Source organism: Thauera butanivorans NBRC 103042 (genome assembly GCF_001591165.1).
Classification (GTDB): Bacteria; Pseudomonadota; Gammaproteobacteria; order Burkholderiales; family Rhodocyclaceae; genus Thauera; species Thauera butanivorans.
In genome coordinates, this window is sequence record NZ_BCUG01000023.1 from 61,819 (window position 1) to 84,063 (window position 22,245).

Annotated in this window: 21 protein-coding genes; 8 read left to right on the plus strand and 13 right to left on the minus strand. The window is 62.0% G+C overall.

Going from position 1 to position 22,245, the window contains the following annotated elements; translation table 11 throughout:
- Position 1 precedes the first annotated feature (1 nt).
- From TBU01S_RS11300 to TBU01S_RS11310, 3 genes are read right to left on the minus strand one after another with little or no spacing between them, the layout of a single operon-like run.
- A complete protein-coding gene (locus TBU01S_RS11300) occupies positions 2 to 280 on the minus strand; it encodes a CCDC90 family protein (protein WP_068636749.1) in 279 nt (92 codons plus the stop codon).
- Between the two features lie 10 nt (positions 281 to 290).
- Complete coding sequence (locus tag TBU01S_RS11305; protein WP_068636750.1) at positions 291 to 821, minus strand: hypothetical protein; 531 nt, start codon at positions 819 to 821, stop codon at positions 291 to 293.
- Between the two features lie 2 nt (positions 822 to 823).
- The gene (locus TBU01S_RS11310) at positions 824 to 1,486 is read right to left on the minus strand and encodes a DNA-binding protein (RefSeq protein WP_068636751.1); all 663 of its coding nucleotides are present in this window, start codon (positions 1,484 to 1,486) and stop codon (positions 824 to 826) included.
- A 521-nt stretch (positions 1,487 to 2,007) separates the two neighbouring features.
- Between TBU01S_RS11310 and TBU01S_RS11315 the strand changes: the two genes are divergently transcribed.
- Positions 2,008 to 2,865 carry a tyrosine-type recombinase/integrase gene (locus tag TBU01S_RS11315; protein ID WP_083953577.1) on the plus strand — a complete coding sequence of 286 codons (858 nt, stop codon included), beginning with the start codon at positions 2,008 to 2,010 and terminating at the stop codon, positions 2,863 to 2,865.
- On the opposite strand, the gene TBU01S_RS25095 is transcribed toward TBU01S_RS11315, so the two are convergent.
- Positions 2,789 to 3,247 (minus strand): helix-turn-helix domain-containing protein, encoded by a 459-nt coding sequence (locus TBU01S_RS25095; RefSeq protein WP_369404203.1) that lies wholly within the window; start codon positions 3,245 to 3,247, stop codon positions 2,789 to 2,791. The genes TBU01S_RS11315 and TBU01S_RS25095 overlap by 77 nt on opposite strands.
- Positions 3,248 to 3,352: 105 nt before the next feature.
- Here TBU01S_RS25095 and TBU01S_RS11320 point away from each other — a divergent pair, with 105 nt between their 5' ends.
- Positions 3,353 to 3,919 (plus strand): secretin GspD/PilQ domain-containing protein, encoded by a 567-nt coding sequence (locus TBU01S_RS11320; protein ID WP_068636752.1) that lies wholly within the window; start codon positions 3,353 to 3,355, stop codon positions 3,917 to 3,919.
- Between the two features lie 97 nt (positions 3,920 to 4,016).
- On the opposite strand, the gene TBU01S_RS11325 is transcribed toward TBU01S_RS11320, so the two are convergent.
- The 3 genes from TBU01S_RS11325 to TBU01S_RS11335 form a co-directional block, all read right to left on the minus strand.
- Positions 4,017 to 4,316, minus strand: coding sequence for a coiled-coil domain-containing protein (locus TBU01S_RS11325; protein WP_068636753.1), 300 nt, complete (start codon positions 4,314 to 4,316; stop codon positions 4,017 to 4,019).
- 10 nt (positions 4,317 to 4,326) lie between these two features.
- Positions 4,327 to 5,142 carry a hypothetical protein gene (locus TBU01S_RS11330; protein WP_157659132.1) on the minus strand — a complete coding sequence of 272 codons (816 nt, stop codon included), beginning with the start codon at positions 5,140 to 5,142 and terminating at the stop codon, positions 4,327 to 4,329.
- Positions 5,143 to 5,377: 235 nt separating this feature from the next.
- Positions 5,378 to 6,271 (minus strand): alpha/beta fold hydrolase, encoded by an 894-nt coding sequence (locus TBU01S_RS11335; protein WP_068636755.1) that lies wholly within the window; start codon positions 6,269 to 6,271, stop codon positions 5,378 to 5,380.
- Positions 6,272 to 6,559: 288 nt separating this feature from the next.
- Here TBU01S_RS11335 and TBU01S_RS11340 point away from each other — a divergent pair, with 288 nt between their 5' ends.
- From TBU01S_RS11340 to TBU01S_RS11360, 5 genes are all read left to right on the plus strand, one after another.
- Positions 6,560 to 7,627 carry a YCF48-related protein gene (locus TBU01S_RS11340; protein WP_068636779.1) on the plus strand — a complete coding sequence of 356 codons (1,068 nt, stop codon included), beginning with the start codon at positions 6,560 to 6,562 and terminating at the stop codon, positions 7,625 to 7,627.
- A gap of 64 nt (positions 7,628 to 7,691) precedes the next feature.
- Positions 7,692 to 10,064: an efflux RND transporter permease subunit gene (locus TBU01S_RS11345; RefSeq protein ID WP_068636756.1), complete on the plus strand. Its 2,373-nt coding sequence runs from the start codon at positions 7,692 to 7,694 to the stop codon at positions 10,062 to 10,064.
- A 130-nt stretch (positions 10,065 to 10,194) separates the two neighbouring features.
- Entirely contained in the window at positions 10,195 to 11,781 is a 1,587-nt protein-coding gene (locus tag TBU01S_RS11350; RefSeq protein ID WP_245650902.1) for a DUF1302 family protein, read from the plus strand.
- Between the two features lie 21 nt (positions 11,782 to 11,802).
- Positions 11,803 to 13,068 carry a DUF1329 domain-containing protein gene (locus TBU01S_RS11355; RefSeq protein ID WP_068636758.1) on the plus strand — a complete coding sequence of 422 codons (1,266 nt, stop codon included), beginning with the start codon at positions 11,803 to 11,805 and terminating at the stop codon, positions 13,066 to 13,068.
- 135 nt (positions 13,069 to 13,203) lie between these two features.
- Positions 13,204 to 13,551, plus strand: coding sequence for an MDR/zinc-dependent alcohol dehydrogenase-like family protein (locus tag TBU01S_RS11360; RefSeq protein WP_068636759.1), 348 nt, complete (start codon positions 13,204 to 13,206; stop codon positions 13,549 to 13,551).
- Positions 13,552 to 13,654: 103 nt separating this feature from the next.
- Here the strand turns inward: TBU01S_RS11360 and TBU01S_RS11365 are convergent, their stop codons facing one another.
- Genes TBU01S_RS11365 through TBU01S_RS11390 form a run of 6 tightly spaced genes read right to left on the minus strand, consistent with a single transcriptional unit; the run spans position 13,655 to position 20,515 of the window.
- Entirely contained in the window at positions 13,655 to 14,392 is a 738-nt protein-coding gene (locus tag TBU01S_RS11365) for an aspartate/glutamate racemase family protein (protein WP_068636760.1), read from the minus strand.
- Positions 14,393 to 14,432: 40 nt separating this feature from the next.
- Positions 14,433 to 15,191, minus strand: a complete 759-nt coding sequence (locus TBU01S_RS11370) for an SDR family NAD(P)-dependent oxidoreductase (protein ID WP_083953578.1) — start codon at positions 15,189 to 15,191, stop codon at positions 14,433 to 14,435.
- A 50-nt stretch (positions 15,192 to 15,241) separates the two neighbouring features.
- Positions 15,242 to 16,717: an indoleacetamide hydrolase gene (gene iaaH / locus TBU01S_RS11375; protein ID WP_068636761.1), complete on the minus strand. Its 1,476-nt coding sequence runs from the start codon at positions 16,715 to 16,717 to the stop codon at positions 15,242 to 15,244.
- A gap of 43 nt (positions 16,718 to 16,760) precedes the next feature.
- On the minus strand, positions 16,761 to 18,146 hold the full coding sequence (locus tag TBU01S_RS11380) for an amidase (protein ID WP_068636762.1): 1,386 nt from the start codon (positions 18,144 to 18,146) through the stop codon (positions 16,761 to 16,763).
- On the minus strand, positions 18,143 to 19,468 hold the full coding sequence (locus TBU01S_RS24775) for a M20 family metallopeptidase (RefSeq protein ID WP_068636763.1): 1,326 nt from the start codon (positions 19,466 to 19,468) through the stop codon (positions 18,143 to 18,145). The genes TBU01S_RS11380 and TBU01S_RS24775 overlap by 4 nt, the downstream gene beginning before the upstream one ends.
- Positions 19,469 to 19,489: 21 nt before the next feature.
- The gene (locus TBU01S_RS11390; protein WP_068636764.1) at positions 19,490 to 20,515 is read right to left on the minus strand and encodes an FAD-binding oxidoreductase; all 1,026 of its coding nucleotides are present in this window, start codon (positions 20,513 to 20,515) and stop codon (positions 19,490 to 19,492) included.
- A gap of 683 nt (positions 20,516 to 21,198) precedes the next feature.
- Here TBU01S_RS11390 and TBU01S_RS11395 point away from each other — a divergent pair.
- Positions 21,199 to 22,200 (plus strand): AraC family transcriptional regulator, encoded by a 1,002-nt coding sequence (locus TBU01S_RS11395; RefSeq protein ID WP_068636781.1) that lies wholly within the window; start codon positions 21,199 to 21,201, stop codon positions 22,198 to 22,200.
- Positions 22,201 to 22,245: the final 45 nt, after the last annotated feature.

Sequence of the window (22,245 nt, forward strand, 5' to 3'; positions counted from 1 at the left end):
ATTAGCTGATCAGCTTGACCAGCGCGGTGACTAATCCGGCTTGGGCGAGCAGCAGCCCGGCTATCCACTTGATGATGTCGGCTTTTGCGTCGGAGATTTTGGTTTCGATCTCTGCCCGGAGGATGTTGACGTCCTCTTTCGTGGCGAGGCTCCGCATCTCGACCAGATCGCCCAGGGCGTCGCGCAAGGCTTCCGCCTCCGCCTTGGCCTGCTTCTCGGGCAGGCCTGCGGCGGTGAGGCGCTCGACGTACTTCAGGGTATCGAAGGTGATGGCGGACATTCTGTTTTCCTCAAATTGGTGACAAATGCAGCTGCTCGATCGCGGGTTTTGTCACCAATGCGGAGTCTAGCCCATTGGTGACAGATTCCCTACCTGGTCGCGCTCCGCTGTCACCATCGACTGCGGCTGATGGTGACAGTTTCGCACCTGGTGCAGCGGCTGCCGTCACCAAGTCCAACGGCGCCAGGCGCTCCAGGTCACGGATCATCGATTCCAGTTGGTAATGCACCGCGTCGAGCGTGCGTTCGATCCGCGCCGTCTCTGCCTCAAGCGCATCATGGTTCTTCGCGTTCTCGACCTTCTTCAGGGCCTCGGCGACGCGGGCAGGGGCTGCGCCGATGTATTCGCGCACGCGCTCGCCGTCCTGGCTGGGGTGGATCAGGTACAGATACTTGCCGGCCCGCCAGTGCGGCGTTGCGTAGATGCGTCCCTCATCTGCGAGCCGCTGAATCTCGTGCCGGTTGTGGCTGGCCAACTGGATGCGGTCGAGCAGCAGTGACTGCATCCAGTGCGCCCGTTCGAGCAGTTTTGCCGCATCCATGATCAGCCCTCCGGATTGGTGACAGAAGGATCTGTCCTGGTGCTCGATTTGTCACCATTTCCCGTTTTCGCCTTCTTCGCCGTCGGCTTCTCGGGGTGTGTGGTGGGTTGCAGGCGCTCAATAACAGCCTCCAGGGCCTCTATGCGCCCTTTCAGGCGCTCGGACATGCCTCGGGATGCATCCGCCTCTTCGCGGGCCGTCTGCGCCGTTCTGGCGCGTTCTTCGGCTATTGCGTAGGCCTTCGCCCGTTCCTCGACGATGGCCGCATTCTCGACCTGCAGCCGCCTGACCGTTTCCCGCTCTTCGTCCAGATCGGCCGTCACCGCGTCAGCCAGCCGGATGGCTTCATCGCGTTCGGCCTCGATCTGGGCGCGCTCGGCCGCCCATGCATCGCGCTCTGCCTGGAACTGCTCGCCCGCGATCCGCATCGCGATCGCGAACAGGTCCGCCCCGGCCTGGACGATCCGATCCTCGAATTCAGCCGGTACCGGCGCCAGTTCGTCGCCGTCGCTGGCTTCCGGCTCGACCCATTCCTTGAGTGCGGCCGTGATCGTCGTGTATGACCCGGTGCCCAGGCGCTTCCGAACCTCGACGGCGGACGGCTTCTCTCCGCCCGCGTTGATTTCGTTCGCCACCCGCCACACGTCCTGTTTCGTGATCGCCATGATTCACTCCGTAATGTAAAAATGTAATGTAATAACGTAATTACGTAATCGTAATACTCGGCCCGGTTTCAGCCAGGCCATTCACCGCCACCGCCTGAACTCCCGAAAGGTTTTGCCGTTGAAACCACCGGGGCCGTGGAGCTTGAGCCCGGCGTTGAACTTCCTGCCTGCCTTCACTCCGCGCCCTCCGGTTACCACCGTCCGCCGCATCGCCGTCGCCCTTGGCGTCCTGGACCGACCCGACAAAGGGGTGTCAAGGTCGCGCTTGCGCGCCCGCGAAGCGGGTTGCCTTGACACCCCGACTCGGGGCGGTACTGGTCGCCAAACAGGGGCGACGGCGATGCGGCGGCAGGAAACCGTATGTCGGAGCGATGGCAGGCAGGCTCAGGCCGGACTTGTCCGGCCTCTGACTGAAGCCCCGCAGGGGCGGGCGGCTTTTCCATTGGTGACAGATCGAGCGCCAGGACAGCGCCATCTGTCACCAATGGAAGTCGTTGCCGTTCCGATGGCAACATATACGCATGACATTCGACGAAGCCATAGCCGAATACCTGGCGGCCCGCCGACATCGGCAACAAGACTCCGAGCGCGACAGATACACCCTCAAGCACCTGCAAACCCATTTCCAGGGCAAACGGCTTGCGGGGCTCAGGCGTATCCAGATCAGGGCTTACATCAATGCCCGCCTGGATGCCGGCGTGAAGCTCTCGACGGTGAGGCGAGAACTCCGCCTCTTCTGCGCAGCGATCAACTTCGTTCGCGTTGAATACGATCTCCACGACCTGCCGAACCCGGTCGCCCGCCTGCGGCTCGCCAAGCCCGAGCCGCGCGTGCGCTGGATCACACGAGAGCAAGCCATCAGCCTGGTGAAGGAAGCCGAACGCGATGCGCCCCGGCCGCACCTCGCAGTGTTCATCCGTCTGGCACTCAACACCGGCTGCAGGCGTGGCGAGCTGCTGAACCTCGAATGGAGCCGCGTCGATCTCGAACGGGGCTGCTTCCTGCTCGAAGCGCATCACACCAAGGGAAGGCGCCGCCGGCTCGTACCGCTGAACGCCGGAGCGATCGAAGCGCTACGCACGCTGGCAGACTGGCAAAAGGAGAGGGAATTGCAAACGCCGTGGGTATTCGGCTGGGAACGGGGAAAAATCACCACGTTCAAGACCGCATGGACATCAGCGCTCAAGCGCGCCGGAATCGAGAACTTCAGAATCCATGACTTGCGCCATACGTTCGCAAGCTGGCTGGTGATGAAGGGGGAGTCGATCTACGTCGTGAAGGAACTGCTCGGGCATGCGTGCATCACGCAAACAGAAATCTATGCTCACCTCGCCCCCAGCCAGGGAGCTGCCGCAGTGCAGCGCCTAGAGCCCTTCTGAGCCTACAGATATACCCAAAATGGGTAGTCTGCTCCGAAGGCAGGGGTCGGACGTTCGAATCGTCTCGGGCGCGCCATATTCCAAGCGGTCCTCCAGTTCTCTGGCGGGCCGCTTTTGCTTTGTGCTCCCAGAACGCGCGCTTGGTCGTGTCTTTCTCCCGCTCGGCGTTCGCCTGGGCGATGACTTCCAATTCGTCGATATCGAGCAGCTCCGCAACGCGGGCGGCGGTGTAGTCGTCGATTACCCGCTGCTCTCCTTGGTCGTATCGCGTAAGAGCCGGCCGGCTCAATCCAAGCGCGCGCGCGAGTTCGGCGTTTGTTTTTGCCTCTAGCTTCCTCTTCGCTGCCTTTAGGTATTCCTGAGTGTTCATGGCTCTCTCCATCGGGACGGGGGGAACATACGTCCGCTGTTGCCGCTTGATAACGTTGTTGCCGCATGGTTACGTTCGCATCGCTGTCACTTGAAAACGATGTCATAGGGGAATGTCATGAGCGCAAACGCAGCAGCAGCATCAGTCGCGGAACTGCCCGCAAAGAAGCCGCTTCCGATCGGCGAAGCCACCATCAAGGGACGCCTGCAGCTTTACCGCCGTCCGCAAGGCAATAGCCAGTTCTGGGAAAACCTCATCATCCTGCCGGTGCCGGACGAGTATTCATCGCCGGCCACGGTGCTCGTGCTCGCCTCGCGTCGCCTGGGCGAGCGCGACGATGATGTGACGGTGCGCGTGCGCATCGGCGGCTACCGCTCTGCCGGCGTACAGCTCACGGTCGAGCCGCGTATTTTCGAGGAACTGATCGTGGCCAAGGTCTCGCAGGAAATCAGCTCCTTCGCCGTCACCACCACCAGCGGCATCGACTCGCCGACGATGATGAAGCGCTCGGCCTCGACCGTGATCGATCTGCGCCCCGGGGAAGTCGTGGCGCTGGCCGGCCTCGATGAGACGCGCGAAACCTCGACCCGCTTGGGCCTGTCCTGGCTTCCTTTCGACTTCTCGCGCTCGGGCTCGAATGCCCGATCTCAAATTCTGCTGTTCCTGCAGGCGGAAGCAAGCTGATGGAGAAAGCAAAAGGCCCGGAACCGGGCCTTTTTGGTGACAGGTGGTGACGTTGGAACGCTGGCGCCGGCTCGGCCGACGTGGGCGCTGTCACCAATCAGGGGATCAGTCGGGCGATGGCCACGGCCAGTGCAGCGGCGGCAAGGATGGTGCCGATGTTCCACTTGATGATGTCGGCCTTCATCGCATGCATCTCGCTTCGCAGCGACTCGATGCTGTTCTTGAGTTCGAGCTTCGTGGTGGAAATGTCTTCCTTCGTAGCCAGGCTTTTCATCTCGACCAGATCGCCCAGGGCGTCGCGCAAGGCTTCCGCCTCCGCCTTGGCCTGCTTCTCGGGCAGGCCTGCGGCGGTGAGGCGCTCGACGTACTTCAGGGTATCGAAGGTGATGGCGGACATTCTGTTTTCCTCAAATTGGTGACAAATGCAGCTGCTCGATCGCGGGTTTTGTCACCAATGCGGAGTCTAGCCCATTGGTGACAGATTCCCTACCTGGTCGCGCTCCGCTGTCACCATCGACCGCGGCTGATGGCGACAGTTTCGCACCTGGTGCAGCGGCTGCCGTCACCAAGTCCAACGGCGCCAGGCGCTCCAGGTCACGGATCATCGATTCCAGTTGGTAATGCACCGCGTCGAGCGTGCGTTCGATCCGCGTTGTCTCTGCCTCAAGCGCATCATGGTTCTTCGCGTTCTCGAGCTTCTTCAGGGCCTCGGCGACGCGGGCAGGGGCTGCGCCGATGTATTCGCGCACGCGCTCGCCGTCCTGGCTGGGGTGGATCAGGTACAGATACTTGCCGGCCCGCCAGTGCGGTGTTGCGTAGATGCGTCCCTCATCAGCGAGTCGCTGAATCTCGCGTCGGTTGTAGCTGACCAACTGGATGCGGTCGAGCAGCAGTGACTGCATCCAGCGCGCCCGTTCGAGCAGTTTGGCCGCATTCTCGGCCTGCAGCCGCCTGACCGTTTCCCGCATTTCGTCCAGATCGGCCGTCACCGCGTCAGCCAGCCGGATGGCTTCGTCGCGTTCCGCCTCGATCTGGGCGCGCTCGGCCGCCCATGCATCCCGCTCTGCCTGGATCCGCGCGCCACGCCGCAGGCGACAAGCGAGGCGACGATGCGCAGCAGCACGGTGGTGTGACGCCGGTGCGCCGTTGGTCGGCGCAGTGATGATGGCCGCTGCACTTTCAACCCGTCCGGTAGAGCGCGTTCCTGCGGTTGCCGCGTGCAACACAGGCGCGCATCCCCGCCCAGATTGATCGCTTGCGGCACGGATGTCCGTCTCACTGACGAAATCGAAGGGCGACTTCGTTCGGAAGTATATCCATCAGGCCGACGATGGCGGCAGGTTCGGTCGTCCCTTGGCTGGGCGCGTTATCGTAAGCAGGGGATAGGCACTGCCTCGGAAAACGATGTGCATATGGCGTCTCGCCTGGCGATGCTCATCCCACTTCGTATGGCTGAAGCTACCCGTGACATTGAACTGCATTGCTCCGGGCAAGAAAGGACAGCATAAGGCTGTTGAAACTATCCGCGTGCTCCCATTGGGCCCAGTGGCCGCAGCGGTTGAATATGTGCATTTCGGCGTTCGGTATTCCGGCGATCAGCCGCATGCCAAGATCAACGGGGACGAATCTGTCTTCTCTTCCCCAAATGACCAATGCGGGTGCAGCGATTTCGCCAAGCCGGTTTCCCTGGTCTGGGAATTGTTTTGGGTTGGCCTGCAGGCTGGCCACGAAATTATCCAGATGAGCGCGATTCCCGAGCATGTTGGTCAGGCGGGTGTGGAGCAAATCCTCGGTCAGGCTGCCTGGGTCATATACGAAGATGTCCATCATCCGCTTCAGATTATCGAGTGTCGGATTCCGGTAAACCGCGTTGAGACACCGGATGCCCTCCGTCGGCATGGGTACGAACATGCTTGCGCCGCCGGTTCCGCCGCCCATCAAGATCAACTTCTCGACCCTTCGTGGATAGGACAGGGCAAATGCGACGGCGCTGTGGGCTCCCATCGAGTTTCCGATCAAATGTGCCGATGCGATCCGCAAGCCGTCCAGGAGTGCGTTGAGCGTATCTGCGTTGAGCTGAGAGCGGGAGCCAGTTGACACTATTGGATCGCTATTTCCCCAGCCGAGGCAGTCCATGAGGATTACCCGATAGCCGGCTGAAGATGCAGCCTCGACATTTCGCTGGAAGTTGGCCCAGCCCGTCGCGCCGGGGCCGGAGCCGTGGAGCATTATGACGGCTTGGCCGTCGCCTCCAGTGTCGTTGAAATGAATTCGATATTGGACGCCGTGGAGATTGATCTGCATGAAGCGGCTTGTCTGCTTTTCAGTCGATATAGGGCTGGGCTGGGTCATGGCAAAATTTCCTTGCTGTGATCGCGCGGCACAGCTTACGTCTGCGGAGCAGATCGACTCGTATCCGAAAAACGAAGAACTTATCCCGGCAACGCAGAGTTCTGAGTGATGGCGGAGGATCGCCAGCTCTTTGCCTGGACGGTGTTTGCAGTGTCTGAAAACGGGTGCGGCGGAAGGACAGTGAGTGCACTTGCCGGATAGCTGCCATATCCGGCGGAAGTTAATTTTGATGCGCATCAAATTGACCTGCCTTTGCAGTGCGGCACCAATCAAATGGGCTTTAGAAATATGGATCGGATCTCCTCTGTTGCCGAGCCGGCGTTTACGCAGCCGCCAACCCACACGGCCTCCGCTGGCGCCGGTTTCATTGGCAAGGCGACCAAGTTCGCGGTCTCCAGCGTGCCCTGGATCATCATCGCCACGCTGCTTTGGGCTGGCCTGTTCATCAAGCCACAGCCGGTTGGCGGGACTGTTCTGCCGCCGGTCATGGAGCGGCGCGATCATTTCTTCGGTGTCGCTGCGGCACCGGAAAGCGGTATCTGGGTCGCGGGATCCGGCGGAAAGATAGTCTGGATCGACGGTACTGGAAGTGTCGTGCGTCTCGCCACGCCGACGGAGAAGACACTGCAGGATATTGCGGTTTGGGATGGGCGCAACGCGCTGGCGGTGGGTAACGAAGGCGTTGTCCTGGTTACCAGGGATGGCGGCAAGGCCTGGCAGAAGATCGAGGGCGTTCCGCGCTCGGAGATCGCAAACAAGTTGACTCGGGTACAGGTTGCGCCCGGTGGGAGGGCGATTGCCACCGGGGAGATGGGAGCCATCCTGCTGACCGCCGATCATGGCGCTACCTGGTCACGATTGCGTGATGAGGAAGATGTCGCCTGGAATGACGCCGCCTTGCTTCCCGGTGGGCGCATTGTCGTGGTCGGGGAATTCGGGCGTCTCCTGGTGAGTGGCGACGGCGGGATCACCTGGCAGGAGCCGGTCTCCCCTGTCGATAGTTCGTTGATGGGCGTTGCATTCCGTGACGAGAACTCTGGCGTTGCGGTTGGCCTGGAAGGTGTGGTGCTCGTTACACGCGACGCGGGCATGACCTGGGAGCGCGCAGGCGCCGGAACCCACGATCACCTGTTCGACATTGCGTGGGATGAGGAAAACCAGCGCTGGTTGGGTGCAGGAGCGCTGGGCACGTGGATCGGCGGCGACCCGGAAGGTCTCGAGTGGCGCGCCGGCCGCGTGGATGAACGTGATCTCGCCTGGCACACCCGCGTGCTGCCTGCGGGCGAAGAGGCATGGTTCGTCGGCGCCAACATCGGGCGCTGGAACGGCCAGCGCTGGATGATCCTCGGGCACTGAACGCTCGGTTCGGAACGTCACCGAGCCGTTTCCCGCCCAACTCCCTTTCAGAGATGAAAATACCATGATCGAAAGAATCGCCGTTTTCTGTATTCGCCGGCGTGCCTTGGTGGCGGGCCTCATCGGGCTCATAAGCTTGGCGCTGAGCTGGTTCGCATTGCACATCGAAGTGCGCACCGTGTTCGAAGACATGCTTCCGTCACGCCATGAATACGTGAAAACTCATCAGAAATTCAAGGACACCTTTGGTGGGTCGAACATGGTCACCATCATGCTCGAAGTTGAGCAGGGAGACATCTTCGATCCGGAGGTTCTGGAAAAAGTACGAACGATCACGCTCGGTCTGCGTGAAGTGTCGGCGGTAAACCCTTTTCAGATCATCTCGCTCGCATCCAAGAAGCTGAAGGAGGTGCGTGCCTCCACCGACGGCATCGAGACGAGGCCGCTGATGTGGCCCGATCTGCCGGCAAGCGCCGAAGAGATCGCTGCCCTCAAGCAGGCAGTCTTGCGCAACCCGCTGGTCTATGGGCCATACGTATCGAAAGATCTGCAGGCAGCCTTGGTCACCGTCGACTTCATCGATCGGGAGGTGAATTACTCCAAGGTCTTCGAGGAAATCAATGCATTGGCCAGGCAGGTCGAGGACGGAAAAGTTGGTGTGCGCGTCGTTGGTGCCCCGATTCTCTATGGCTGGGTGGAGCATTACCTGCCCGAAACGATGAAACTGGTGGCGGTCGCTCTGGGGGTGACGCTGGCGATGCTGTTTCTATTGCTGCGGACCTGGCGTGGCGTGATACTTCCACTGCTTGCAGGTCTCGTCAGCGCCATTTGGGCCCTGGGCATCTGTAACTTGCTGGGAATCCATTTCGAGCCGCTGGTCATCGTCGTTGCGATGCTGATCACTTCGCGCGCGGTTTCGCACTCCGTTCAGATCGTCAATCGCTTCGACGATGAACTCGAGCATATCGCCGAGGGCTCCGAAACATCCGCGCATGCCGCCCGGATCTCGCTCGCAGATCTGTTTCGCCCCGGTATGGTGGGCGTCGTTGCAGATGCGGGATGCATGGCCGTCGTGGCGCTCAGCCCAATCCCGATGCTTCAGAAACTGACACTGCTTTCTGTTGTGTGGGTCATGACCTTGACCATCAGCGCAGTCATTCTGACTCCGGTACTGCTGTCCTGGATCAAGCGGCCGCATGGCACCGTACATGGACTCGACTTGGCGCCCATGCTGCGCAAGGTGCTGGATTTCGGTCTGTGGATGGCGCTGAGCCGCTTCCGTTATGTAGTCGTGGTTTGCAGCGTGCTGGTATTGCTCGGATCGGGTTGGTACGCGTTCAAGCTCAAGGTCGGTGATGCCAATCCGGGGTCACCCATCCTGTGGCCCGAAGCGGTCTATAACCAGGATTCTTCCGCAATCAATGATCGCTTCGATGGGGTCGATCGGCTGTTCGTCGTTGTCGGCAAGGATGGTCAGGAGGGCCTGGTCAAGAACACGGAAACCTTGCAGGCGATGAATCGCTTTCAGCGATTCATGGAGGTGCAGCCGGAAATAGGCGGATCGATTTCCATTGCCGATGTCGTGCCGGTACTGAATCGCACCCTTCGTGAGGGCAATCCGCGTTACGAAGAACTTGGCGTCGATGCGTCGGTGAATGGCAGCCTGATGGCCATCCTGGAGTCGGTGTCCGAGCCGGGCGACATGGATCGGTTCGTTGATGGCCAGGCAGCCAATGGGGCGGTGACGCTGATGTTCCGTGACCGCCAGGGTGAGACGATTCGCACGGCGATGGCACGAATCAAGGAGTTCATCGCTGACAACCCCTTGTCCAGTGGCGACTGGCAATTGGCGGGCGGCCTGATCGGAATCACCGCAGCAATGAATGAGGTCATTCTTGCCAGCCAGATCGAGGGCATCGCGCTTGCATTGCTGGTGCTGATGATAATTTGCACCGTAGTTTATCGTTCGACGGTTGCCGGCATGCTGTTCATGGTTCCGGTGATCATCTCCAATACGCTCACTTTTGCTTTCATGGCGTGGAAAGGAATCGGCATGAGCATCAATACTGTTCCGGTTGCCGCGCTGGGTATCGGGCTGGGAGTGGATTACGCGTTCTACGTCGCGGACCGGATCAAGGAAGAAATCGCGATCGGGAACACTCCAGAAGGGGCCATCCGGACTTCACTTCACTCGGCTGGCATGGGGGTTCTGGTCACGGCCAGCGTCCTGATCCTCAGCACTTTGCTGTGGTGGGCCTCGTCGCTGCGCTTCCAGGCGGAAATGGGCCTGCTCATGGCGATATGGCTCGGTATTTCAGCGATGTCAGCGCTCTTCGTCATGCCTGCAGTGATCTATGTATTCCGCCCAGACTTCATTTTCGGCAGCGATGAAAAGCCCATTCTGAGTGGCGCCGAACCTCGGCTTCAGGAAGTCTGAATTTTCAGTGCCTGGAGCGGCCTTCACTGATTGCTTCTCCATCAACCAGCCGGAAAGTCGGCGCATCCACATGCACAAGGAGTGAAAAATGAGGAGTGGGAAAGAGAGCGGCGGGAATATGCCGTTTCGGATGAGCAGGATTGCCGCCGCCGCGGCGCTGGCAGCAATCGGGGCTGCTGCGCAGGCCCAGGAGCCCGGAGAAATCAATATCGACGGCTTCCTCAAGCAGGAGCTTTCGTTCAATACATCGAACTGGCAGGACACCCCGGACTACGATGACCGCGGCAAGTTGTCGATGGCGCGGACTACCGCTCGCGTCAATATGGACTGGAGTCCCGTTTCCGGCGTTTCGGTCGTTGCCAAGTTTCGGCTGGTCGGGGAGCTCGAAACCGATTTTCTGAGACATCTGGAGAAGATGGGGGCCTATAACTATGGTGCGTCAGGTGGCCGAGGCAATCTGATGGACCTCTACAACAAGAACAGAATCAGCGACGTGGTGCGGGAGCTTTATGTGGACTTTCCCCTCGGGGAGCGTTCCCGCCTGCGCCTTGGCAAGCAGCAGATCGTGTGGGGCGAGACGGATTTCTTTGCCGCGAACGATCTCGTGCACGGTTTCGACTACACCTGGCGTTCATTTCTCGAACCCGCCAATGAGGAGCTGCGGAAAGCCAACATCATTGCCAAGCTGAATATCGACGTGCCTGAACTCGACGGTGGCCTGGAAATGTTCGTACGCCCGGGATGGGACCGTAAATCCGATATCGGTACCGAACTGGATGTGTACGGCAGCCGCTGGTCCACACAGTCGACGGCGGGAGTCGACTTCCGCAATATCGACCCCTACAACTTCCGCAACAAGGATGGGGATGCGCGTGACGTGACGGGGGGTATCCGCTGGTCGGGGCTTGCAAAAGACATCAACTACTCGGTGTCCTATCTGAAAACATACTGGACGACGCCGATGTTGAATGCTTCGAGCACGCTCAAGCTGTTCGGCTCGCCTGATGTCCCTTCTGGCGTGACGACCGTTGGGGGCAAGGACAGTGTCGGTGCAGCCGGTGAGCTCATCTACCCGGTCGTCGATGTCTTCGGGGCAACGGCAAGCGGCTATTCCGAGTGGGCTGATGCGGTGTTCAGCACCGAGGTGGCTTATATCAAGGATGCTCCTTATCAGGTTCACAAGGGGGGGCAAGGGGGCGCGCTGAGTGCGGTGATCGCGCCGGGCTTCGACGGCATCAAGCGCAAGAACATCCTGGCCTGGATGCTGCGGATGGACAAGAACATCGCTGCCACTCAGCAATGGCTGGGAACCGAGAAGCCCATGTTCTTTTCGGTACAGCTTTTCGATAAATGGATCATGAATTACGACCGCGATGACAGGTTGCTCAATGCGGTCGGCGCGGGGCAGCGCACAAAAGAGCATTCATTCCTGCTTACCGGCATCTTCGATCTCAGCTATGACAATGGCCGTATCAAGCCGAATCTCGTCGTCGGCGCCGATCTGAGCTATGGCGGTGGATTCGTCGTGCCTTCCGTGACTGTCGAGTTGAGCAAGAACTGGCGCTGGAAAGTCGAGTACGACAAGTTCTGGAACGATGACATCAGGAAAAGTGAAAACTGCGCTCCTCCCCAGGCCGCATCATGCGACAGCATGAGTCTGTTCGGCTATTTCCACAAGCGCGACCAGTTGTACACCAGCCTGACCTATCTCTTCTGATTCCCCATCGGAGTATTTGAAATGCATAAAAACTACAGCCTCCTGGCCTATTCAGCCTGGGTCGCTCTGGCCCTTTCCATGCCCGCCGTCCATGCGGCGGAATTGTCGCCGGGTACCGTGATTTCGGCCGAGAATATCGACAGAATCAAGGACGACACTTTCGAGGGGCACAAGATCGGCAGCCTGCTGACCGAAAAAATGGAGTGGCGCATTCGCAATAGCGGCTGGAAGCTGCCGCTCGCCAAATCGAAAGCAATACCCGTCGATCCGACCTGGCTCAAGGCTTCGCAGGCAAACGAAGGCAAGACCAGGATCAACGCGGAGACATGCCAGGTCGAGGGCTGGACGGCTGGCCAGCCTTTCCCGGATATCGACATGAACGATCCACAGGCCGCAGAGAAGATCGTGTGGAACTGGCACCTTGGAGCGCTGGTTGGCGATGTCTCGATCGTGCCGTTCTATACGCAGGTCCTGATCGATGGCGAAAAGGGGATCCATGCGGAGCCGATTGCCGAGTTTACCCGTTATTCGATGAAGGGCCGCCTGGCGGGAGAGCACACCCAAGGCGATGGGAGCGAGCGTGGGCGCCAGCTGCTGTACTTCAAGTCACCGTCCGACATGAAAGGCCTGGGTACCTTCACGATTCAATATGATTCGGCCAAGGTGAATGATGTCTGGGCGTACGTACCGGCCGTGCGCCGCGTCAGGCGGCTTTCGGGCGGTGCATGGATGGATCCGGTGGGGGCGTCCGATCAGCTCCAGGATGATCTCGAGATCTTCAATGCCCGTCCGTGCTGGTATCCCAGCTATAAGTTGCTTGGCAAGCGCCATGTACTGGCTGTCGTCAACAGCAAGTACCCGTTGTGGAACCGTCAGGGCAAGAGCGCCGAGGAGAAATACCCGGTGCTGGACAGCGGCAAGCCCTATTGGAACATGAACAACAACGATTTCGAGCCGCGCGAAGTTTACGTGATCGAGGCGAACACACCCGCCGAGCATCCGTACAGCAAGAAGATCATCTATGTGGATACCGAGTTTCCGCGTATTCACTATGGCGAGGCCTACAATCGCAAGGGCGAGTTCTGGAAATTCATGGAATGGCATTCCTACGTCGGCAAGGGCGAAGATGGCTTCCGCGACATTCGGACAGCGGGAGGGGTCATCATTGATTTCCAGCGGAATCATGCCACCGTGTCGCTGATCGATACCGCGATGTGGCGGACCAATCCTGCGGGTGTGAAGGAATCCGACGTCTCGCTGCAAACGCTACAGGCTGCAGGTCGCTGACTGCTTTTCCTCACCCGGGGTTTCGGGGGCGTTTGGAAACAAGCGCCCCCTGTTCATTCCTGGCCGAAACCGTGATGGACAGGGCGCGCGCGACAGCGAACTCTCCTGATCTGCGGTGAGCGCGATATACGGGTGATGTCGGCGATGACCGTCTGCCGCTTGCCCGATGGGATCGATTTCGAAGCTGGCGCGGCCATGATGCTGAAGGGCTGGACGGCTTGTTACCTGCTGCACTGCTGCACGCTGGTCGGAGGCCTGGCGCGAGGCGGCTACGTGCTGTTTCACGCCGCAGCGGGCGGTGTCGGGCTGATTGCCACGCAGTGGGCGAAGTCACTTGGATTGCGGCTCATCGGCTCTGCCGGTTCGGACGAGAAGTGCGCACAGATGGCTGATGCGCTTTTCGAGGTCGTAGGCAGTGGCAAGGTGAAGATTCCCATCGTACGCCCTCGAGAATGGGCACCAGGCACACCAGGATCTTGCTGAGAGGCGGACGATGGGGTGCTCGATCCTGCTGCCGTGAGCCAGATGTCCGGGATTGATGCCGCGAGAATCAATCCCGGAGTGCATGGGTTTTGCTCTTGTTGCTTCAGACGCCGAATGCCGCGTCCTTGGACGTCTCGGGCGAAGGGTAGGCCTTCTTGCTGTGGCGCAGGCCGAGGTCGAGGAACATTTCGCACAGCTTGTAGGCAATGATGCCCGGGTTGAGCACCGGCACCGGCAGATGCGCAGCCAGATGGGCGTGCGACTGGTGCATGGTGGTGGAGCCGAGCACGATGACGTCGGCGCCATCCTCACCGATCGCGCGGCGCGCAGCCTCCTCCAGCTTGCCGAAGACGATGTCCTCCTTGCCGCTGAGCAGTTCCTGCGTGTCGGGCCGCACCTCGATGGTGCGGATGGAGGCCACGCGCGATTCCAGTCCGTATTCACGCAGAGTCTTGCGGTACAGCGGAAGCCAGCGCTCCCACATGGTGAGGATGCTGAACTTGTGGCCCAGCATCGATGCCACGTGGAAGGCGCTCTGGCCCGGCGACAATACGGGAATGCTCAGCCGCGAGCGCAGGGCGGCGAGGCCGGAGTCGCTGACGGTGTTGATGCACACCGCATCGAAGCCGTCCTCCTGCGCCTGAAGGCCGGCCTGGATGACGGCCAGTTCCATGATCGCCATGTCGTAGTAGCTGTCGGCCAGCGTGATCGTGCTGCCGGCGCCGACGAAGCTGACGTCGATGTCGCTGCGCCGGAACTCGGGCGGTAGCTGGGATTCGACCATTGGCCGGGTGGCTTCGCTCATCGGCACCGGAAAGATCATCTTGACGCGCTTGCCCATCGTTTGCCTCCTTGCTTGTGTGAATGCGCGAAATGGCTGCTCAGGCCGCGCCCATGCCGCCGTCCACCGGGATCAAGCCGCCAGTGACGTAGGACGACTGGCCGGACAGCAGCCACAGCACGGCACTGCTCACTTCGCGCGGCTGACCGATGCGGTGCATGGGCACGCCGCCGTCGTACATGTGGTCGTCACCGCCGGTGACGCGGTCGTAGCTGGCCGTCTTGATCGGGCCGGGGCACACCGCATTCACGCGGATGCCCTTTTGCGCATAGTCCAGTGCGGCGGCCCGGGTGGCGCCGATCACGCCGTGCTTGGCGGCAACGTAGTAGGCCAGTTGCGGCATGGCCTTGAGGCCGAAGATGGAGCTGTTGTTGACGATGGCGCCGCCACCGCTTTTCAGCATCGCTGCAGCTTCGTACTTCATCATGTACATCATGCCCTTGAGGTTGATGTCGATGACGTCCGAGATGTCGGCGTCGGGCGTTTCGTGGATGTCGTGGAATTCGCGCTGCAGGCCGGCGTTGTTGAAGGCGCCGTCGAGGCGGCCGAAGGTGTCCAGCGCGTGTTGCACCAACGCGGCGCAGTCGGCCGGCCGTGACACGTCGGTAGGATGGAACACGGCGCTGCCACCGGCGGCAAGAATGGCAGCCGCTACAGCGTCGCCGTCGGCGCGGTTGCGGTTGCCGAGTACGACGCGTGCGCCCTCGGCGGCCAGTGCCATGCAGGCGTCGCGCCCCATGCCGCTGCCACCGCCGGTGACGATGACGACCTTGTCCTTGAGTTCGGGGTATCTGCTCACGTTCGTCTCCTGTGTGGAGGGTAGCCAGGTGCTGTCGCTGCCGGCGCGTTTCAGTGCGGCGCCGGGGGGATGCGTCCCAGCACGGTCTCCAGCGCGATGCCGATCGCCAGCAGCCGGCGATCATCGCCGGCATGTCCGTCGAGTTCGAAACCCACCGGCAGGCCGGTCTTTGCGCCCAGGCCGACCGGCAACTGGATGCCGGGCAGGCCGGCGCTGGCCGAAGGCTCCGTGTTCTGGATCAGCAGCGCGAAGTTCTGCGGCTCGCTCACATCCGGTTTGGCCAGTGGCGCGACCACCGGCGTGGTCGGGAACACGAAGGCATCCAGCCGGTGGCGCTCGAACAGCGCGCGGTAGTGCGCGCGCAGCGCAGGGCGGCCGGTGTTCTGCGCCATTTCGTATAGCGGAGCGGAGTCGACGATGTTGCCTCTGGCATCCGGAGCCTTGCGCGGCAGCACGAAACTGTCGTAGATGCCGGCCACATCGGGGCTTGCGATGCCTGCACGCAACTGCTCGATGCTGATGCCGGGCCCCTGTTCGGCGAGGTAGTCGACCATGTCGGAGTAGGCTTCGTGGAACACCACCGGAAAGCCGACGGCGTTGTTCAGGGCCATGATCTCCTTGTCGGCGACCTCGACGAAGGTGACGCCCGCGGTTTTCAGCCTGCGTTGCACGTCGGCGGCGACGGTGGCGACTTCCGTGTCCATGTTGGCCCAGAAATCCGGCACCACGCCCAGCCGCAGCGACTTCAGGTCCACCGGCGGAAGCGCGTGCTCGCCGGTCACGAGGGCATCGAGCAAGGCGACGTCGGCCATGCACAGCGCCATCGGCCCTGCAGTGTCGCGGCTGCTGGCAATCGGTGCGATGCCGGCTGCCGGATAGCGTTTTGCGCTCGGCCGCAGCGAGGCGCAGCCGTTGAGCGCTGGCGGGATGCGCATCGAGCCTCCGGTGTCGGTGCCCAGGGCGGCCGGCGCCATGCGGGCGCCCAGTGCTGCGGCGCTGCCGGACGAGGAGCCGCCGGCGATGCGTGCCGGATCATAGGGGTTGCGCACGCCCACTACCCCGGGAACGTGGAAGGCAGCGTTGTAGCCGGTGGCGCCAAAAGCCAGTTCGTGCATGTTGGTCTTGCCCAGCATGATGGCGCCGGCTTCGCGCAGCCTGCGCACCACCGATGCGTCTTCGGCCGGTATGAATTCTGCCAGTGCCGGCGTGCCGGCGGTGGAGGGCATCCCGGCGACGTGGATGTTGTCCTTCACCACTACCGGAATACCTGCGAGCGGACCGAGTGGCTGGCCCCGTGCGCGCATGGCGTCGATTGCACGCGCGGCGCTCAGGGCGCCCCCCTCGTCCAGCGTGATGAAAATGTTGAGGTCGCTGTGCGCTCGGGCGCGTTCGATGTAGGCCGACACCAATGCTTCGCTGCTGAGGCTGCCGTCGGCCAAGGCGCGCATTGCGCCGGCAATGGTCAGGTTGTCGATATCCGCCACCGCGCCGGGGCTCGATGTCGTGGAGATGCTGCTTGCGGGCATGCTTGATCCTCTCTGGTCGTGGGAGCCGGTCGCGGCTTCGATGCTAAGGGTGGTTCTTGTGCCAGGCGGTCGCTTGCTGCAGGGCTGCACCGGCGGCAAGCAGCAAACGTTCACCGCCCTTGCGGGCGACGAGTTGTATGCCCACCGGCAGGCCATTGGCTGTCGGAGTGCTGGGCAGGCTCAGGGCCGGATGGCCGGATATGTCGAATGGGGCCGTGTACTGGATCAGGCGCTGGTTGGCTTCGGGGTCCGCAGCCAGTGCGCCGAGCTGCTCGTGAGTCGGTGCGGCGAGGGGCTGTACCGGCACCAGCAGCAGGTCGATGGTTTCGAGCAGGGCGGTGAGCTTGCCGGTGAATGCGGCTGCGGCCAGCAGCAGGCGCTGGTAGGCCATGCCGTCGAGCGCGCGGCCGATGTCGATCAGGCGGCTCAGCGCCGGGCCGTACTCGGCTGCGCGTGCGGGATAGGTGGCGGCGTGCGCCACCGCCGTCTGCACCCCGCACTGTGCTTCCCAGTTGCCGGCGATGTCCCTGGCATCCGGAAAGCGGATTTCGGTGACGTGCGCGCCCAGGTCGCGTAGCCCGGCCAGCGCATCCTCGACCGCGCATAGCGTGTCGGCGTCGCTGCCGTTTGCGTTCCAGGCCGGATCGATGCCGATCCGCATGTGCTTGAGACTCGCCTCGGCCGGCATGGCCGGTGCACGGCCGGGCAGCGAAGTGGGGTCGAGCGGGTCGTGGCCTTCGATGGCGTCGAACAGCAGGCGTGCGTCGGCCGCGCTGCGCGCCATCGGCCCAACGTGGTCGAGCAGTGCCGCGAGCTCGAACGCGCCATGGCGGCTGACTCGGCCCCAGGTCGGCTTGAGGCCGGTGAGGCCGTTGGCGGCGCATGGAAAACGGATCGAGCCGCCGGTGTCGCTGCCGAGCGAGCCGAAGCACAGCCCTGCGGCGGTGGCGACGCCCGATCCGCTGGATGACGCCCCGCACCAACGACTGGCTCCCCAGGGGTTGATGGGTGGTGCAATGCTTGGGTGGGGGACGGCGAAGGCGCCCTCGGTGAGCTGCAGCTTGCCGAGGATGATCGCGCCGGCCTTGCGCAGCCGGCGCACCACGGTGGCGTCCTCGCTGGGCATGAAGTCGGCGTGGACGGTGGTGCCGGCGGAGGTGGTGACGCCCTTGGTCCAGAACAGATCCTTTACCGCCAGCGGAATGCCGTGCAGCGGGCCGCGGTATTCGCCACGCATGATCTGTTCCTCGGCGGCGCGCGATTCGGCGCGCGCCTGTTCCGCAGTGACGCGCGCATAGGCGTGAAGCTGGCTGTCGAGTGTGTCGATGCGGGCGAGCATCGCCTCGGTCAGTTCCACCGGGGATAGCCTGCGTTCGCGGATGAGCGGTGCGAGCTCCGAGATTTCCCGGTAGTGGAGTTCGCCGCTCACAGCCCGAGTTCCTTGCGCGTGCGCGTCAGCGTGTCGATGGCGATGTACATGATCTTCTTTGCGCAGGGGATGAGGTCGGGGATGTAGGTCGCTCCCATGCCGCCCAGGCCTTCGGCCACCGGCAGCGGCGGATTGGGGGCCGGCCATGGCCAGCCCAGGCGCACCGTGGGGACACCGTAGCGGCGCAGTGCGGCGCCGTCGGTCTGGCCGCCCAGCAGATCGGGGGTGCCGAGCGTGCGCTGTTCGACGTGTTCCCAGCCGCGCCTGGCGGACTGCACCACCCAGCTGTCGGGGTCGGTGGTACCGCCAGGTACCGAGCCGTACATTTCCCAGTCGAGCACGACGTCCGGGTGATGCTGCCTGAGGCCGGCGACGAATTCGGCGAACTGCGCCTTGACGGCGGCCGGCGAGGTCCGTGGGTTGATGCGCACGTCGAAGAAAATTTCGGTGATTGCCGACGGAAAGGCCGGGCGCTCGGGATTGCCCGAACGCACACCGGCAATCCACCCGTGCGGCTTGATCACGCCCGAAGTGTTGCGTTCGGCGTATTCCAGCAGCCAGGTTTCCAGTTCCTGGATCACGGTGGCGGCGGGCACCACCGAACTGCGGAAGGCGGGCAGATCGTGTGGCACGCCGGCATAGCCCAGCGTGCCGTGCACCCGCAGCTTGAACCAGCCCATGCCGGGCTCTTCGTGGTAGACCCAGTTCCACGGTTTCATGATCACGGCGAAATCCGGCGCCGCGCCGCGGCTGAGCAGGTGCAGCACGCCGTTGGACATGCCTGCATGGTTGCGGCCCGCGATGTCGACCGGCATGCCGCCGTCGGCCATGCCGACCAGCAAGTCTCCGATGATCGGGATGCCGGCTTCGATCAGAGCGGTCGCCACCTCGGTCAGCGTCGCCACCATCGCCTTGGGGTTGGAGGCACCGAGGCCGAACACCCAGTCGTCGAGCATCCGCGCGTGCGGCTGCATGTCGGCCTCGCCTTTCGCTCCGGTCCACTCACGTTCGGTGTCGTCGAGTTCGAGGTGGGTGTCGATCGGCGAATACAGCATCAGCGTGGCGCCTCCTCCCGTGCCGCGCAGTTCGGCAAGGACGTTGCCGCTGGTATCGGCCATCGGTTGGTAACGCGCGTTCATGCCAGCCTTGGCAAGACGGCTGGTCATGAATTCGCTGGCTGCGCGTGCCGCACCTGTGGGGCTGTGGATGTCGACGATCTCGAACAGCAGCTCTTGAAGACGCTTGGGGTCGATCTTCGCGCAGGCCTGTTCGTACCAGGTTTGCTGCTCGGCAGAAAAAACCGCTTCTGCGGACTGGGTCATGAAAGGCTCCTCCCTGAAGAGTCAATGGCTGGCGACGAACTGCTCGCTGAAGATGCGGCCGTGTGGCACGCCGAGTTCGACGAGACGCGTGGTGGCAGCGTCGATCATGGGCTGCGGCCCGCACAGGTACGCGACGGTGTCGGGGCTGGAGACATCGCTTTCACGCAGTGCGGCCACCGGGCTGCCTTCAAGCAGTGGGCCGCTGGCGCCGCGGTCGACACAGAGGCGGGTTTCGAGCGTGGGCAGCCATTGCTGGCGCAGTTCCAGTGCGTCGAGGCAGAACAGGGCGTCCGGTGTGGCGCAACCGAAGCTCAGTAACATCGATGGCTTGCGTCCGCCCCATTGGCGGATGCCGTCGATCATCGACAGAACGGGTGCCAGCCCGGTGCCGCCAGCGATGAAGATATGCTTGGCCCGGCGGTGCTCTTCGCGCAGGAAGAAGGCGCCGTAAGGGCCCTTGAGCTTGACCACGTCGTCCGGTTTGGCGCGATGCTGCAGCCAGTCCGACATGACACCGCCAGGCAGCAGCCGGATCAGCAGTTCGATGCGCGGCAATTCGGCAGCGATGTTCGATGGCGAGTAGCTGCGCACCTCGCCACTGCCGGGAACCTCGATCTGTACGTACTGGCCGGGGCGGAAATCCAGCCAGTCGCCTTCGGCAAGCTCCAGTGACACCTTCATGACGTTGGATGCGATCCGTTCGATGCTGTCGACGAAAGCATGAGCGGCGACCGGGCCATTGAGGCCGGCGGTACTGGTGTAGGGCAAATCGAAGATGCAGTCGCTGTTCGCCTGGGTTACGCACAGCAAGCGCTGGCCGGCAGCATATTCGCCGCTGAGCAGGCTCGTGCTCGCGCCGGGCCGGGTGATGGCCTCGCCGTCGGACAAGGTGGCGATGCAACTGGAGCAGCTCCCCGAATGGCATTGGTGTATCAGCGGGGCGCCGGCCTCCAGGGCAGCGTCGAGGATGGGATGGGTGTTCCCGACGATGACCTGATGCGTAACGCCGTCGGCGAATCGCAGTGTGACTTGGTGCGTTTCGTTCATTGGTCCTGTTTCCATTGCTTGGGTACATGCTTGCGGTGTGCTCGATGGGCAGCACGTCGTGCGCATCCTATGAACTGGTCTTGGGGCGGTCGCTCCGCTGGGGGCTGCGTTTATCCCGGTAGCGCAGCTTTCCGCAGATCGCCTGCAGGCCAATTTGGTGCATTACCGGGCTGCTATGCACGAAAACGGATTTCCGGCGCTGGGCTGGATGGCGCAGCCTCTGGAGGCGGCACCACTGCTATCGAGGCTGGCCTATTCGTTATTCGAATCGAAGGCTATGCAATAAGTGCAACGTTTATCCTGAAAGTGCATCTTTATCCGCGTAGCGCACGAAATCCAATTTTTCGATCCGATGTCTTCTATTCGGGCATGGGTATTGCTTGGAGAAAACGGCGGCACGGAGAGCGGCTCGCTTTCATCCTTGCAAGAAGCGGGAAGGAAGCGTGATTGCCGGTCTTTCGTGATCTTTCAGTGGGAAACGCGCTTTTGTGCGCTGCAGGATTGGTTTTTGAAATGAAAAGTGCTGTAATTTTCTCGTCAAATGGTTTAAAAATAGCGGCCCGGACGCGTGCAGAAGCTGCGTTTCCGAGAAAGTGCGATGCGCCCGCTGTCGGACTCGAAGGTGGGTGCGGCAAGGCAAGAAGAAATAAAAGGGCTGTAGATGCCCCCCGGAGGAGACAATGATGGAGCTTGCTCGTCATGAGACGGGCGCCCCTTATGCGGCGCTCGCCTGTACCGACATGTTTCATACGCAGGATGTGGATGAGGCGCGCCAGTGGGGTGCGCGCACGTTCTGCGAGAACCGGCTGACGAAGGTCTGCGACAGGCGTTCGATTGATGCCCGGCTTCACTTGCGGAGCGTGCGAGGAGTTGGTTTTGGCCGCATGGCTTATGGCGGAGAGGTCAGGATCGAGGCAGGAGGCTTCGAGTCCTTCTATCTCGCTCAGGTCCCGCTGAACGGACGCGAACTTGTCAGCGCCGGCGGCGAGACCGTGCTCTCGGCGGGTAGTAGCGGTTCGGTGATCAATGCCAATCAGCCGGTGCAGATCGACCATGCGGCCGATGCCGAAAAACTGGTGGTGAAAGTGGATCGCGAGGCGCTTGAGCGCAGTTGTATCCAGCACCTCGGGCACGGCATGCGACAGCCGCTCGAGTTCCGGCTGGCGATGTCGCTCGACGGCCCTGAAGGCATGCGCTGGAGCAGCCTGTTGCGCTGGATCTATGAGAGCCTGATGGTCGACGAACGGAGCTTCGACTCACCCATCGTGGCCGCCCAGATCGAGCAGATGGCGATCACCATGCTGCTCACCTGCCAGCCGCACAATTACAGCCAGGAGCTGGCTGGCGAGGAGCGCTCGATCGCTCCGGCCTTCGTCAAGCGCATCGAGCGCTACATCGAGGAACATGCCGACGAGCCGATCACCATCGTGGATCTGGCCGAGCATGCCGGTGTAAGCAGCCGCTCGATCTTCAATGGTTTTCGCCGCTTCCGCAACACCTCGCCAATGCTGTATCTGAAGGAGGTTCGCATGCGCCGGGTCAATGAAGAACTGAAGAATCTGTCGCCCAGTGCAACCACCGTCACTGCCGTGGCCTACAAGTGGGGTTTCACTCACCTTGGCCACTTCACCACCGACTACAAGCGCCGCTTCGGCGAAAGCCCGTCGCAGACCCTGGCGCGCTGAGCGTCTGCCTGGCCTCCCGGTTTTCGCTTTCGAGCCCGCTTATGC